The organism is Clostridium peptidivorans (genome assembly GCF_900205925.1).
Classification (GTDB): Bacteria; Bacillota; Clostridia; order Clostridiales; family Clostridiaceae; genus Clostridium_AK; species Clostridium_AK peptidivorans.
This window is the reverse complement of sequence record NZ_OAOD01000005.1, coordinates 190464-205647: the sequence shown is the minus strand read 5'-3', so window position 1 is coordinate 205647 and position 15184 is coordinate 190464. Positions and strand designations below refer to the sequence as shown.

General features: G+C 30.4%; 15 protein-coding genes and 1 other annotated feature. Of the genes, 12 read left to right on the top strand and 3 right to left on the bottom strand.

Features of this window, described 5'->3' with window-relative positions:
- Positions 1-15: 15 nt before the first annotated feature.
- A complete protein-coding gene (gene rluF, locus CRN98_RS06725) occupies positions 16-777 on the bottom strand; it encodes a 23S rRNA pseudouridine(2604) synthase RluF (protein ID WP_179631998.1) in 762 nt (253 codons plus the stop codon).
- Between the two features lie 139 nt (positions 778-916).
- On the opposite strand from rluF, the gene CRN98_RS06720 reads away from it, so the two are divergent.
- Positions 917-2410, top strand: a complete 1494-nt coding sequence (locus tag CRN98_RS06720) for an N-acetylglucosaminidase (RefSeq protein ID WP_097026651.1) — start codon at positions 917-919, stop codon at positions 2408-2410.
- 29 nt (positions 2411-2439) lie between these two features.
- On the opposite strand, the gene CRN98_RS06715 is transcribed toward CRN98_RS06720, so the two are convergent.
- Entirely contained in the window at positions 2440-2682 is a 243-nt protein-coding gene (locus tag CRN98_RS06715) for a metal-binding protein (protein WP_097026650.1), read from the bottom strand.
- A 122-nt stretch (positions 2683-2804) separates the two neighbouring features.
- Here CRN98_RS06715 and CRN98_RS06710 point away from each other — a divergent pair, with 122 nt between their 5' ends.
- A complete protein-coding gene (locus tag CRN98_RS06710) occupies positions 2805-3380 on the top strand; it encodes a nucleoside recognition domain-containing protein (protein WP_097026649.1) in 576 nt (191 codons plus the stop codon).
- A gap of 9 nt (positions 3381-3389) precedes the next feature.
- Positions 3390-3908, top strand: a complete 519-nt coding sequence (locus CRN98_RS06705) for a spore maturation protein (protein WP_097026648.1) — start codon at positions 3390-3392, stop codon at positions 3906-3908.
- 22 nt (positions 3909-3930) lie between these two features.
- Here the strand turns inward: CRN98_RS06705 and CRN98_RS06700 are convergent, their stop codons facing one another.
- Positions 3931-5280 carry an MATE family efflux transporter gene (locus CRN98_RS06700; protein ID WP_097026647.1) on the bottom strand — a complete coding sequence of 450 codons (1350 nt, stop codon included), beginning with the start codon at positions 5278-5280 and terminating at the stop codon, positions 3931-3933.
- 251 nt (positions 5281-5531) lie between these two features.
- Positions 5532-5771 (top strand) — a binding site (T-box leader).
- Between the two features lie 64 nt (positions 5772-5835).
- Here CRN98_RS06700 and metG point away from each other — a divergent pair.
- The 9 genes from metG (at position 5836) to CRN98_RS06655 (ending at position 15142) form a co-directional block, all read left to right on the top strand.
- The gene (gene metG, locus CRN98_RS06695; protein ID WP_097026646.1) at positions 5836-7779 is read left to right on the top strand and encodes a methionine--tRNA ligase; all 1944 of its coding nucleotides are present in this window, start codon (positions 5836-5838) and stop codon (positions 7777-7779) included.
- Between the two features lie 132 nt (positions 7780-7911).
- A complete protein-coding gene (locus CRN98_RS06690) occupies positions 7912-8676 on the top strand; it encodes a TatD family hydrolase (RefSeq protein ID WP_097026645.1) in 765 nt (254 codons plus the stop codon).
- 291 nt (positions 8677-8967) lie between these two features.
- Entirely contained in the window at positions 8968-10005 is a 1038-nt protein-coding gene (locus CRN98_RS06685) for a G5 domain-containing protein (RefSeq protein ID WP_097026644.1), read from the top strand.
- 43 nt (positions 10006-10048) lie between these two features.
- Positions 10049-10600: a ribonuclease M5 gene (gene rnmV, locus CRN98_RS06680; protein WP_097026643.1), complete on the top strand. Its 552-nt coding sequence runs from the start codon at positions 10049-10051 to the stop codon at positions 10598-10600.
- A complete protein-coding gene (gene rsmA, locus CRN98_RS06675; RefSeq protein WP_097026642.1) occupies positions 10593-11426 on the top strand; it encodes a 16S rRNA (adenine(1518)-N(6)/adenine(1519)-N(6))-dimethyltransferase RsmA in 834 nt (277 codons plus the stop codon). Before rnmV ends, rsmA begins: the two co-directional genes overlap by 8 nt.
- 88 nt (positions 11427-11514) lie before the next feature.
- Complete coding sequence (locus tag CRN98_RS06670) at positions 11515-12720, top strand: hypothetical protein (RefSeq protein ID WP_097026641.1); 1206 nt, start codon at positions 11515-11517, stop codon at positions 12718-12720.
- 131 nt (positions 12721-12851) lie between these two features.
- On the top strand, positions 12852-13436 hold the full coding sequence (locus CRN98_RS06665) for a hypothetical protein (protein WP_179631996.1): 585 nt from the start codon (positions 12852-12854) through the stop codon (positions 13434-13436).
- Positions 13437-13520: 84 nt separating this feature from the next.
- The gene (locus CRN98_RS06660; protein ID WP_097026640.1) at positions 13521-14282 is read left to right on the top strand and encodes a prolipoprotein diacylglyceryl transferase; all 762 of its coding nucleotides are present in this window, start codon (positions 13521-13523) and stop codon (positions 14280-14282) included.
- Between the two features lie 17 nt (positions 14283-14299).
- Entirely contained in the window at positions 14300-15142 is an 843-nt protein-coding gene (locus tag CRN98_RS06655) for a YhfM domain-containing protein (protein ID WP_242960848.1), read from the top strand.
- Positions 15143-15184 lie beyond the last annotated feature (42 nt).

The following is a 15184-nucleotide window of genomic DNA, read 5'->3' as shown; positions in this document are numbered from 1 at the left end:
TAAAAGGCTCTCTTTTTACTTAGATGATTCTTCAGTTTTAGTTGAGTTTTTTACCAGTCCATTTATGGTGCTAACTTCATCCTTAGTAAGGTATCTCCATTTCCCAAGAGGCAAGTCATCTAATTTAACATTCATTATTCTAATTCGTTTAAGCTTTGTTACAGTGTAACCAAGGACTTCGCACATTCGTCTAATTTGCCTATTTAATCCTTGGGTAAGTATTATTCTAAATACATTAGAACCCTCTTTATATATTTTGCAAGGTTTTGTTATAGTACCAAGTATTCTTACACCAGAACACATTCTTTGGAGAAAGTCTTGAGTTAATGGTTTATCTACTGTAACAATATATTCCTTTTCGTGATTATTACCAGCTCTAAGTATCTTGTTTACAATATCGCCGTCGTTAGTTAAAAATATAAGGCCTTCTGAATCCTTATCCAATCGACCTATATGAAAAATTCTCTCAGGATAATTAATAAAGTTTACTATATTATTTTTTTCTTTTGGATCTGTGGTGCTTACTATGCCTTTGGGTTTATTTAAAGCTATGTATACTGATTTAGGTTTTTCGGAAAGAATTTTACCTTCAAGTTTTACCTCATCTGTAGAAGTTACTTTAGACCCCATGGTGGCTACTTCACCATTTATTGTAACTTTACCTAAAGAAATAAGTTTATCTGCTTCTCTTCTTGAACATACGCCTTTTTCACTTATAAACTTATTTATTCTAATTTCTTCAACTTTAAAATTATCGGTAAGGTTAATTTTTTTCATTGTTATACCTCTCTTTTATTAATATACAGTTAAAATTATAACAAAATATTAAAATAAATTAACTTTTTGCGTAGAAAAAAGTGTTAAAATTTTATATAATCTAATTATAGTAAACAACAGATAAAGTGAGGGGATTATTTTGAAGAAGTCTTTTGCGGCACTTATGCTTGCAACTTTTTTTACATTTACAACTAGTAATTATAACATAGCACATGCAGCAACAAGTGTAAAAGAATTTCAAAGTCAAACATCTATTTCTCAAGATAAAGTATGGACAGTAAAGTTTAATTTTAATCTTAATCAAGAAACTATAAATAATTCTAATATAACAGTAACAGATGATAAAGGCAATGCTGTACAAGCTACTGTAATGCCAGGCGATACAGCTAATACTATAAAAGTACTTCCTAAGATAGAGGGTTATACCGCAGCAAAGTCTTATTATGTAAATGTAAGTACAGAAGTGGAGTCCTTAGGTGGGAAAAAGTTAAATCAACCTGTGAAAATGAAATTTACAATAACACCTAAATTTTCAGATGGTTCTACGTATGTAAATGGAGCTGAAGTTAAGTCACTTAAAATGCAATATGAACCTATAATGAGTAATCAATATCAAACTTTTAATGTATCTTCAAATGTTAACAATGCTCAGTATAAAATATATGTAAGTAGATATAATAAGAAACTTTGGAAATACGAGGATTTTCAGGAATGGACTAATGGATATACAGCTACTTCTTCAGGTAAAATTACTATAAATAAAAAATTTACTAGTGATGAGAATGGAGATAAATATAAAATTCTTATTTATGTGAAAAGAGCAAATGCTAAAGGGAATTATAAGGATATAAACACGGATTATGACAATTATTATATAGATTATTTAAGATGCATAAACAGTATATCAAGTACTGATATAGTTAATAAAAGTTATACCACTACCTTTGCAGATGCAATAAGTAAACAAGCAAAGCCTGGTGTTTCAACTACAAGCGAAGGTGGTTCAGGTTGGGTAGGGGCAAGTTATAATCAGATAAAATATAATCTTAATCCTAAGAATTTTATGGATCAAGATGGAAGATATATGTTTATGAAATTAAGCTATACAAATGATAGTATAACTGTTCAAGATTTAGATAATATTTTAAAGGGCAAAGGAATATTAGAAGGAAAGGGACAAGCATTTTTTGATGCAGCTAAAGCAAATAACATAAACCCAATTTATCTTGTGTCTCATGCCTTACTTGAAACAGGAAATGGTTCATCAACACTTGCTAAGGGAATAGAAGTTGATGGAGATAAGGGTAAGAAAGTAGTTTATAATATGTTTGGTATACGTGCCCTAGATAGCAATCCAGATAAGTTTGGATCAGAATATGCATATGAGCAAGGTTGGTTTACTCCAGAGGATGCTATAAAGGGTGGAGCAAAGTTTATTGGCTCAGGATATATAAATAATACAACTAATAATCAAGATACACTTTATAAAATGAAATTTAATCCGGGTGCACCAGCAACTCATCAATATGCAACGGATATCAATTGGCCATATGCACAGATTAGAAATATAAAAAATTTAGTTTTACAATGTAAGGAGCCTAAAATTACATTTGAAATTCCTGTATATAAATAACAAAAGAAGCCTAACATATGGGCTTCTTTTTAATTTAAGTTCTGTTTCCATTTACTATTGGTTAGTTCATCTATAAAGGGAGCATAAAATTCAAAAGTCTTTTCATGACCACATTTTGCGCATGTACAATCGCACACATCATAAGGATTTCCATCAATTATATCTATATCTAGACCATCAGCTAAATATTCACCGCCACATACTTCACAGGGAGTACTATTTATAATATGGTATTCACTTTCTATATACTTCATAATATCTTTTAAAGTCATTTATAGCCTCCATAATTTATATTTAAAAACATTATATATGGTAACATTAATAAAATTTAATTGCAATACAATAGAGCCTATTAACATATAAATTAATATACAAATAATCCACGGAGGGTAAAATGATAAATTATATTTGGTTTGGAATATTAACATTAGGAATAATTTGGGGAATGATTACAGGAAGAGCGGATATAATGACACAGGCAATACTAGCTTCAGCAAATAGTACTGTAGAAATAATTATAAAGCTTGCAGGAGTTATGTGCCTATGGTGTGGAGTAATGAAAATTGCTGAAAGAAGTGGTATGACAGAAATGCTAGCAAAGCTTTTAAGGCCTATCTTAAGAATTATATTTAAAAAAGAGGGAAGAGATAAGGATTCTTTAGGGAGTATAGTTATGAATATTACTGCTAATATGATGGGAATATCCAATGCTGCTACTCCCTTCGGTATAAAGGCTATGGAAAATATGCAAAAGCTAAATCCAAATAAGGATACAGCTTCTAATGATATGGCATTATTTTTAGTTATAAATGCTGCATGTATTCAATTTATACCAACTACAGTAATTTCTATAAGAGCAGCTACAGGCTCACAAAACCCTGCAGAGATAATAATTACAGCTATAATAACTACAGCTACAGCAGCCATGGTTGGGGTAATTTCATGTAAGATACTTGAGAAATATTTTTAGGAGGGAATTATGAATTTAGGGAATTTGCTTATTCCAGGAATTATAGGAATTATAGTAACCTATGGAGTAATTAAAAAAGTAGAGGTATATACTTGTTTTGTGGAGGGAGCTAAAGATGGATTGAAGATATGTTTAAGAATATTTCCTTATTTACTTGCTATGATACTTGCAGTATCTGTACTGAGGGAAGCTAAAATATTAGACTTTATAACGCAAATTAGTAATCCTTTATTAAAATATGTAGGGATTCCAGGAGAACTTTTACCACTTATACTTATAAAACCTTTATCGGGAAGTGGAGCTTTAGGAGTTTTTACAGATGTTTTAACAACCTATGGCCCAGATAGTTTTATAGGAAGAGTGGCATCAACTATAATGGGTTCTACAGAAACAATATTTTATACAGTTACTATTTATTTTGGAGCAGTAGGAGTTAAAAAAATAAGACATACCTTGTGGGCTGCAATATTTGCAGATTTAACGGCTATTATAATGGCAGTAATTACAGTAAAATTATTTTTCTATTAGAGAACATAAACCCCTGCTTTGGCTAAGCAGGGGTTATAAGTTTTTTGAATTTCTTTTTAAAGAGTGTAAAGATTACTATACCTTCAAAGGCCCATTGTATTGCAGTTATCCACCAAACATACACAACTGATAGGTTTAATTTGTATATGAAAATAAGTAGTAGTGGAAATCTTATAACCCAGCTAGATATTAAGGATGTTATAAATGGAGTTTTGGTATCACCCATGCCTTTTAAAGCTCCGCCAAGTATCATGGAAATTGCCATAAAGGGTTGTTCTATAGAAGCAACCATAAGACAAAGGGTACCAAGACCTATTACTTCAAGTTCGTTTGGCTTTATAAACAAACTTATTAAAAATCTAGGAAATAGTAAAAAAGCTATAGAGCACATAAGCATTATACTTGTTCCAATTAATGTGCAAGTATAAGCGTATTCTTTTGCACCATGCAAATCTTTTTCTCCAATTTTATGTCCAACTAAAGTTGTAGCAGCTATGGCAACCCCATTTCCAGGCATAAATGATATAGATTCTATAGTAGTTGTAATTTGATTAGCTGCAAAGGCTGTTTTACCTAAATACATAATTAGTATAGTGCCTAATAGTCGTATCATGGAGAATACGCCCTCTTGCATTGATGAAGGAATGGAAAGCTTAATAAGTTCTTTAGCTCTATGAGAATTTATATTTTTTATAAATTTAAAATGAGGTTTTATAGGAGACTTTTTTAACGTATAAAAAGCTATAAATATAAATCCAACTATATGTGCCGTAGCAGTAGCTATAGCTGCACCTCGTATTCCCAGTTCTGGGAAACCAAGTCTTCCAAATATTAAAACCCAATCTAAAAATAAATTTATTATATTAATTAGTCCAGATACTAAAAGAGGAATTTTAGTATTTTTACCTGCTCTAAGAATTGAATTTAATACATTCATAAGCATATTAAAAAACAACCCTATGGAAGTGATTTTCATATATATTATTCCATTACTTAGCACCGTATCTCTTGCCCCACAATAAAATAAAATCTTGGGTGCAAATATAAATGCTACAGATGAAATAGTAAGTGCTAGCATAAAGCCTATGGCAAGTCCTAAAGTTGTAAACTCTTCTGAAGCATTAGTATCTTTAGAACCCAGTTTTCTTGAAATAAGAGATACAGTTCCAACGGATATTCCCACGGAAATAAATACATTTACAAAGCTATACATTATTTCAGAGCTAAGTCCCACAGTACTTACAGCAGTTTCTCCCCCATACTTACCAACCATCATTGTGTCAAGTACCCATATCATCATGTACAAGATCATTTCTCCAACTGCGGGAAGAGCTAGTTTTAAAACATCTTTTATTATATTTTTGTTTATCAAATAAGTACCTCCTTTAAAGTAATAATATTTTAAGCAAAGTTTATTAAAGAAATAAAAAGCAATACATACTAATTATAATACATTTATTGAATTTAAATAGATAATATATTAAACATATTATTCTATGAAAAGGTAGATGAACTTAGTAAAGAAGATAAAGAAAAACTTATAGTATATTTAAAAGAAATAAGTGAAATAATAGAAAAAATCAACTAGTTGACATGGGAAAATATATGTATTAATATTAAGTTTGAAATGCAATGATGGGAAGAGTAATAAAAGGAAATGCGAAAAGAGAGTCGGATAAGGTGAAAGCCGATAGCATTAAGATTTATGAACATGGCCCCAGAGCAAAATATCTGAAATGTTAAGTAAGGTATTTCGGGTGCAACCGTTAAAATGCAAAGTGAGTATTTTCTCACTTAGAGAGTCCTTTTTTGAGAAAAAAAGGAGAATTAGAGTGGTAACGCGTAAAAATGTACGCCTCTATAAAGCTTTTAAGTTTTATAGAGGCTTTTTATTATATATAAAAGTTCATTTAAGGAGGAATAGAAATTGAATAAAAAAACCTATTATATTACCACCCCGATTTATTACCCTTCAGCAAAGTTACACATAGGAAATACCTATACAACAGTGGCAGCAGATGCAATGGCAAGATTTAAGCGACTTACAGGTTATGATGTAATGTTTTTAACTGGTACAGATGAACATGGCCAAAAGATACAAAGACTTGCAGAAGCGAAAAACGTAACACCTAAAGAATATGTAGATGAAATAGTTGCAGGTATTAAAAGCCTTTGGGATATGATGAACATAAGCTATGATAAGTTTATAAGAACTACAGATGATTATCATATAAATTCTGTACAGGAAATATTTAAGAAGCTTTATGAACAGGGAGATATATATAAATCAGAATATGAAGGTTGGTATTGTACACCTTGTGAATCATTCTGGACTGAAACACAATTAACAGATGGAAAGTGCCCAGATTGTGGAAGACCTGTAGAAAAAGCAAAAGAAGAAGCGTATTTCTTTAAAATGTCAAAGTATGCAGATAAGCTTATAGAACATATAGAATCTCATCCGGAATTTATACAACCAGAGTCTAGAAAAAATGAAATGATAAATAACTTTTTAAAACCAGGACTTCAGGATTTATGTGTTTCAAGAACTTCCTTTAATTGGGGAATTCCAGTAAGTTTTGATGAAAAGCATGTTATATATGTTTGGATAGATGCTTTAGCAAACTACATAACAGCACTGGGATATAATACAGGTAATGAAGAATTACTTAATAAATACTGGCCAGCAGATGTTCATCTAGTAGGTAAGGATATTTTAAGATTCCATACTATTTATTGGCCTATAATGTTAATGGCACTGGGTGTTCCTCTTCCTAAGCAAGTTTTTGGTCATGGATGGCTTTTAGTGGATGGAGGAAAAATGTCCAAATCTAAGGGTAATGTAGTGGATCCTGTAGTACTTGTAAATCATTTTGGAACAGATTCAGTAAGATACTATCTTTTAAGAGAAATCCCATTTGGTTCAGATGGAATATTTAATAATGAATTATTTATAAAGAAAATTAATTCAGATTTAGCAAATGATTTAGGAAATTTATTATCTAGAACTACAGCTATGATAGAAAAGTATTTTAATGGAGTAATACCAAGTCCTATAGCAAAGGAAGATATAGATAACGATCTTATTTCCATGGCAACTGGTGCATACTTAAAGGTTGAAAAGCACATGGATGACTTAAGAATACCTGAAGCTTTAGATGAGGTTTGGACACTTATAGGAAGAGCAAATAAATATATAGATGAAACTACTCCATGGATACTTGCAAAGGATGAAAGTAAGAAAGAAAGACTTGGAACAGTATTATATAATTTAGCAGAGTCCTTAAGAATAATTTCCGTATTAGTTTCCGCGTTCTTACCAGATACAAGCAAAAGAATAAATAATCAGCTTAATGTAGAAGTTATCACTTGGGATAGTATTGCATCCTTTGATGGAACAAGCGCAGGAACAAAGCTTGTAAAAGGAGACAATTTGTTCCCAAGAATAGATGTTGATGCTAAGATAGATGAATTAAATAAATTAAAAGAAGAGCAAATGAAAAACATAGCTCCAGCAAAAGTTGAAATCCAGCCGTTAAAGGAAGAAATAACCATAGAAGACTTTGAAAAGGTAGATTTAAGAGTAGTTAAGGTGATAGAATGCGAACCTGTTAAGGGTGCTAAAAAGCTTTTAAAATTAAAAGTTGATTTAGGTGGAGAGGAGAGACAGGTAATATCAGGAATAGCTAAGTTCTATAAGCCTGAAGAACTTGTAGGAAAATATGTGGTTCTAGTTGCAAATCTAAAGCCTGTAAAATTAAGAGGAGAACTTTCCCAGGGGATGATACTTGCAGCCGCTACTGATGATGATAGCAAGCTGTTTACTGTATCAATTCCAGAAGAGCTTCCAACTGGAAGTATAGTGAGATAATTTTAGTTATTAAAAGGTTCAGAGTTATAATTGACTCTGGACTTTTTAATACTTAAAGCTTTTAGTAAGAATGTATACAAGAATTAAAATATGGTATAATTTTAAGATAAATATTTTTAAAGGAGATAGAATATGTACATTTTTGATTCTCATGCTCATTATGATGACTGTTCATTTGATGAAGATAGAGAAAAATTAATAGAGGAACTTAAAAATAATAATGTAATAGGTGTATTAAATTGTGGCTCCTCATTAGAGGGAGCTGTAAGTTCGGTTGATTTATCAGAAACTTATGATTTTTTTTATGCAGCGGTAGGAATTCATCCAGAACACGCAGATGAGGTAAATGATAATACTATATATAAAATAAGAGAATTGGCTAAGTCACCAAAGGTTAAAGCTATAGGAGAAATAGGATTAGATTATTATTGGGATCAAAATCCACCAAAGGAAGTACAGAAAGAAACTTTTATAAAACAAATGAAATTAGCTAAAGAATTAAATTTACCCGTGGTAATACATGATAGGGATGCACATAAGGATACTCTAGACATAATGAAAATGTTTCCAGAGGTAATAGGGGTAGTACACTGCTTTTCAGGAAGTGTAGAATTTGCAAGGGAATGCCTAAGCTTAGGTTATTATATAGGATTTACTGGAGTAGTAACATTTAAAAACGCAAAGAAAATCTTAGATGTAGCTAAGGTAGTTCCAGATGATAAAATATTAGTTGAAACAGACTGTCCGTATATGGCACCGACTCCTTTTAGAGGAGAGAGGAACAGATCAGATTACATAAAACACATAATAGAAAAAATGGCAGAAATAAGAAATATGAGTGAGGAAGAAATTGGAAATCAGGTTATTTCCAATGTGAGGAAGTTGCTAAAAATATAATAATAGTGTAAAATTTGTTTATAGAAAAATTAGATAACTTTCAATACCTACAGGGAATGGTAATAATTTAAAGATATATATAATATAATGATATCAACATATTTTACCATGAAATCCATCATATCCATCAAGGTGACTGTCTTTATTAAGTTAAAACGCTATCATTAATTTTTATAAAGTTTTTATGCACAATGTTGCATTTTAGACGGTCAAGGCACATTAATTTGACAAAATGAACCAAGTAAATTATAATAGTCAAATGTTTGTGTATTTTGCCAAAGGGGGGTTTTGGTGATGGAAAAGGTAAAAAAGTATCTAAAAAATTATTTTTCCAATGGTCCTAAGGCAGCATTTCTTGTATTATTAGTAGTAATAGGCATAACTATATTTGTAGGTAATACAAGGAAAACAGTTTATGTTTATATTGACGGGAAAGAGAACAAGATAACTACTTTTAGACATACTGTAAATGATGTTTTAATATCCAATAACATAATATTAGGACCAAAGGATAAGACGTCAATTGGTGTTGACAGTAAAGTGAAAAATCAAGATAAGATATATATTAAAAAATCAATGGATGTACAGGTTGAAGTAGATGGAAAGACATTAACTATGAACTCTGCAGAAAGTGATGTGGAATCTATGCTTAAGGCAGAGGGAATAAAAGTTAATGAAACTGATAAGGTATTGCCATCAAATGACCAGCCACTAGAAGAGGACTTAAAAGTTACCATAATCAGAGTTGAAACTAAGACCATTAAAGAAGCAAAACCTTTAGCTTATTCAACAGTTACAAAAAATGACGGTGGTTTAGAAAAAGGTAAGCAAAAGTTAGTTCAGTCTGGAAAGGCTGGAGAAAAGTCAGTAACTACTAAGGTTACTTATGAAAATGGAAAAGAAGTTTCAAGAAAGGTTATAAGTGAAGCAGTAACTAAAAAGCCTGTTCAAAAGGTAGTGGCTATGGGAACAAAGCCTAAGGTACAACCAGTATCTCAGCATTCTGCTTCTCGTGGAGCAAGTAGTGAAGGTGCTAAAAGGATAATAAGTGTTAGATCTACAGCATATTCACCTAGAAAAGACCATGGAACGGCTATTACTGCATCTGGTATGGTTGCGGTAAGAGATGCTAATGGAACAAGTACTGTAGCGGTGGATCCAAGAGTAATTCCGCTAGGTACTAAGTTATATATAGAAGGCTATGGGTATGCAATTGCTGCAGACACTGGACTTGCAATTAAAGGAAACAAGGTAGATCTTTTCTTTAATACGCTTGATGAAGCTAGAAATTGGGGAGCTAGATACGTAAATATTTATATAATTAATTAAAGGGAGCCTATGGCTCCTATTTTTATACTTTTAGGAGGAAAAAATGATTAAAGAAGTAATAGTGGTAGAAGGAAGAGATGATATTACTGCAGTGAAAAAGGCAGTGGACGCAGAAATAATTGCTGTGGGTGGATTTGGTATAAACGCAAGGGTTATAGAGAGAATAAAAGAAGCTCAGAGAAGACAGGGAGTAATAGTTCTTACAGATCCAGATTATGCTGGTCAAAAGATAAGAAATTTAATATCAAGAAAAGTTCCAGGTGTAAAGCATGCTTACATATCAGAAGATGAGGGAACAAAGAATGGGGATATAGGAGTAGAAAATGCAACTCCAGAGGTTATAATAAAAGCGTTAAATTCAGTTAAATGTGAAATTAAAGAGAAGAGAGAAGAATTTACGTTACAAGATTTAATTTTCTTTAAGCTAACTGGAAATAATAATGCTAAAGACAGAAGAGATAAGCTTGGCAAGATATTAAGAATAGGGTATTGTAATACTAGTCAATTTGTTATTAGATTAAATAATTATGGAATAACAAAGGAAGAATTTATAGAGGCAATTAAACAAATGGAAAGGGAGAATAATAATGGATAATACCACACAACAAATAGTAAATAAGTATAACTTTAAGTTTTCAAAAAGTTTAGGCCAAAATTTTTTAATAGATGATCAAGTTTTAAGAGATATAGTGACAGGTGCAGAAGTAAATAATGATGATTTTATAATAGAAATAGGACCTGGAGTTGGAACTCTTACAAAGGAACTACTTCAAGTAGCAAAAAAGGTATGTGCAATAGAATTAGATAAGGATTTAATACCAATATTAAATGAAGAATTAAAGGAATTTGAAAATTTTGAGTTAGTAAATAAAGATGCATTAAAGGTAAATTTTGATGAAATAATTGGAGAAGAAAAGTCTGTAAAGCTTGTGGCAAATTTGCCATACTATGTAACTACACCTATAATTGTAAAGCTTCTTACAGAGGGATATAAATTTAAGTCCTTAACAATAATGATTCAAAAGGAAGTGGCAGAGAGAATTGATGCAAAGCCAAGCACCAAGGAATATGGAGCATTATCATTGTTAGTTCAATATTATTGTGACACTGAGTTGGTTAGAAAAGTATCACCATCCTCTTTTATACCAAGGCCTAAAGTGGATTCATCAGTAATAAGACTTAACAAATTAGATGGTCCAAGAGTGAAGGTAGATGATGAGAAATTATTTTTTAAAATTATAAGAGCTTCGTTTAATATGAGAAGAAAAACACTTTGGAATGCTCTTAAAAGCTTAGGATTTAGTAAAGACTTATTAGAAAATGCGTTACAGGAATGTGATATAGATCCTAAAAGAAGAGGAGAGACGCTCTCAATATATGAATTTGCCAATCTTTCCAACTGCATACATAGATATAAGTAAAAAAAAATTATAAGTTTTATGTTAAATGGTCACTTTTTGAATAGTACCTCATATATTATAATGAATATAATATATGGGGGTACGTTAATTGGTACAGAAAAAGAATTATAGTAGATACTTTATAATACTTCAGGAAGACGAAAAGGGTTTTGCTATAGCTTCCGATAAACCTCCTACAGGTTATGTAAAACTTGAAGTGAAAAATAATAAATGTAAGGTTTCTTATTATGTACAAAATTTAAAAAAGGAAACCACACCTTACTTTATGGCACTAGTTTCAGGAAAGAAAAATGGAAACAAAATAATTAAGGTAGGAGAATTAAACATAGATGATTATGGAAGAACCGATGTTTCCCATGAATATCCTATAGAAGATATAGCATATGTAGGATTAAATGTAGAAAACGTAATAGGAGCAGCAATAGTTAAACTTCCTGATAAAAACATAGTGCCTGTACTTAGCGGATTCTTAACCACTGATGTTCCAAAATGGAAGGAATTTTTGTTGTTAGAAGGAAAAACAAGAGTGGATGAGGATGTTTCAGAAGAAAAGAATATATTTGACAAATATGAGGAAAATATTGAAACGGCTAAAAGAGAAGAAAATATAATAGTTAAGGAAGAGGACAGTAGAGAAAACTTAGCAGAAGAATCAAATGTTACGGAAGAAGTTATAAAAGATGAGGAAAAGGTTAGGACAGATGAATGTGTAAAAAATGAACCTGAAGTTATAGAAGATAATAAAGAGCTTAAATCAGAAGATACAGATGATGATGTAAAGGTTAGATTAGAGGAAGAAGCAGAACAAAAGGTAATCGAAGATATAGAAGTTATAAATGAACATATAGATGAGGAATTGTTTAGGGATAAAGATGATTTACCAAAAGGAAGAACAGGAGAGTTTTTCAAAAATTTAGTTAGAGATTATAATGAGATAAAGGATATATCAGAAATAAAAAGATGTAAATGGTATAGAATTCCTATAAAAGATATTAATAATATGCGTGGATTGAAGGATTATAATAAGTATGCAGTTATATACTATCCTATGATGAATTATTATCCTTACATTAGAAGACATGGGTATTTCTCATTGGGATATAAATGCGATAGGGATGGAAAGTTAAAGTGCTTAGTTTATGCTATTCCGGGAAGAAGAAATAAATGTGATCAGCCTTATGGAGGTAAATCTGGATTTGTTACTTGGGTTCCATGTAAGGGAAAAGAAGATGAAGGATATTGGTTAATGTTTTATGATTTTAGAAAATCAACTATTCTTATTCCTGTAAAGTAGGTATGCAAATTTGCATACCTTTTTATATTAAATATTTTTCATAAAAATTAATAAATATAGCTTTCTTCACATATATTTTATTATTAGTAAAGTATGTGGAGGTGAGTGATAACCTTTTAAGGTTTGAAGGTATGAGACTTATAATAGTAAATAAAAAAAGATTAGGCGTCACCGTAATTATAATAGGACTTATGATAACAATGTTTGGTATTCAAAGTATATTTAAAGATAGTATAAAGCTAACCTCCCTTATGCAAAGTAATATAAATTCTTTAAAGGAGTATTCTGCTTTAAATGGTAAGGTAACATATAAGCTTCCTTATGATTGGATTTCAGAAAAAAGGGATTTTGGAGGAGAAGAGATAATATATCATAACGATTTTCAAGCTAAGGATTTTAAAGTATATGGTTTTGCAGAAATATGGAATTTAAATCAAGACCTGAAAACTTTTATAGAAAGAAGTAAGGATATATCTTCTAAACAAAATGTTATAGAAGGATATAAGTTATCTAATGTAAAAATTAATGGTAAGGATGCATATTATGTTGAGTATTCTTTGATAAATTCACAAGATACAAAATATAGGGCATTTGAATATTTTATTCCGGATAAGAGTAAATTTATAAGATTTTCTTTCTTTACAAGAGAAGATAACTTCAAGGAAAATATGCCCACTATATTTAAAGCTATAGTGGAAACATTAAAAACAGGGTAGAGCTGGTCTATTATTTTATAGACCAGCTTATTTTTTATAAATATATTTATATGCTATAATAATGCTTAATGGAGGTGATAAAAAGTGAGGCCAGTATTATTTGAATTATTTTCAAGGCCAATTTATGGATATGGTACAATGATAGCTATAGGTATATTAGCTGCTTTGCTACTTTTAAGTTCAAGAGTAAAAAAGAATAGTAAGTATAATGAAGATGATATCTATAACATGTCTTTAATAGCTATAGCTTCAGGAATAGCTGGAGGTAAGCTTTTATACATAATAACTGAAATGAGAAATATTATAGAAGACCCTTCTTTGTTAAAGGATGTGGGAAGCGGCTTTGTTATATATGGTTCTATAATTGGAGGGGCTATATCAATATTTTTTTATTGTAAAAGAAAAAAGTGGGATACTCTAGATACTTTTGATTTAATAATACCTTCAATACCTTTAGCACAAGGTTTTGGAAGAATAGGATGCTTGCTTGCAGGGTGTTGTTATGGAAGACCTACAGACCTTCCTATAGGGATTGTATTTAACAATTCGCCGTTTGCACCTTCAGGAGTACATATTCATCCTACACAAATTTATTCATCTATATTTGATTTTTTATTAGTAATATTTTTACTTTGGTATGATAAAAGAAAAAATAAGAAGGGAAATACCTTTGCGTTATATATAATAATTTATAGTATAGGAAGAATAATAGTAGAGATGTTTAGAGGAGACCCAAGAGGCACAGTTTCAATATTATCTACATCACAATTCATAAGTATTTTTACATTGATACTTGGTATAGTTTTATTTAATATAAGAAAGCCTAAAGTAAGTTTTAATAATTAACCTAGGAGGTTAAGAAGTTGATAAAGTTAAAAAAGTTTTTTCGATTTAAAGCTATGATTATTACGTGTATCTTAATAAGTACTCTTTTTTCAGGATGTAATACATTAGAAAATACGAAGGTAAAATTAGGAGTGAAAAATACGGATTTTGAATATATAAAACAAAATAAAGTGCAAAAAATAGTAATACAAAATACTCGAGACCAAGGATATAGATTTGTAGTAACAGATAAAAATGTAATAAATGAATTATATGATATACTATCTTCTGCAAAGGAAGTGAAAGAAAAGTCTACTCTTCAGCCAGATTATATATTTGAAATGCATGAGGCGCATGATAAAGTACATAAATTTAATTATGTTGCAGGATTAGATAAAAAAAGCGGTGGTAATCTTTATAGTGATGATAAGATTTATATTGTATCAAAAAGAATAGATAATGATATCATAAAAAGTTTTTGGAATATAAGAATTCCTAAGGATTTTACAGATATATATTACGGTTCACTTATAAAAACCTTAAATAGTTATATAAAGGATACAGGAACAACAAAAAAAATAGGAGTGAATTTAGACGAAGATAGAGAAATTGCAAAATTTATTTTATCTACAGATTTAGAAGACTTTAAAAACAAATTAAATGATAAAAATATAAATGGAGAACTGGTAAAAGGCAATCCTACGGAGTATGATGTGCTTATGACAGTTAAAACACAGGGGTATAACAGGTTACTGTATAAGAGTATAATTACTTTTTATAATAGGGAAGAAAAAAATACAGAAGAGTATTATGTAGTGGCAAACTATGAAAATAGAAGTTGGCATTTGAATGTAACTAAAGATAAACCTAATAACTTTTAGGTATTAATATAATTTATATAAGGGTTTTTATAACATTTTTTT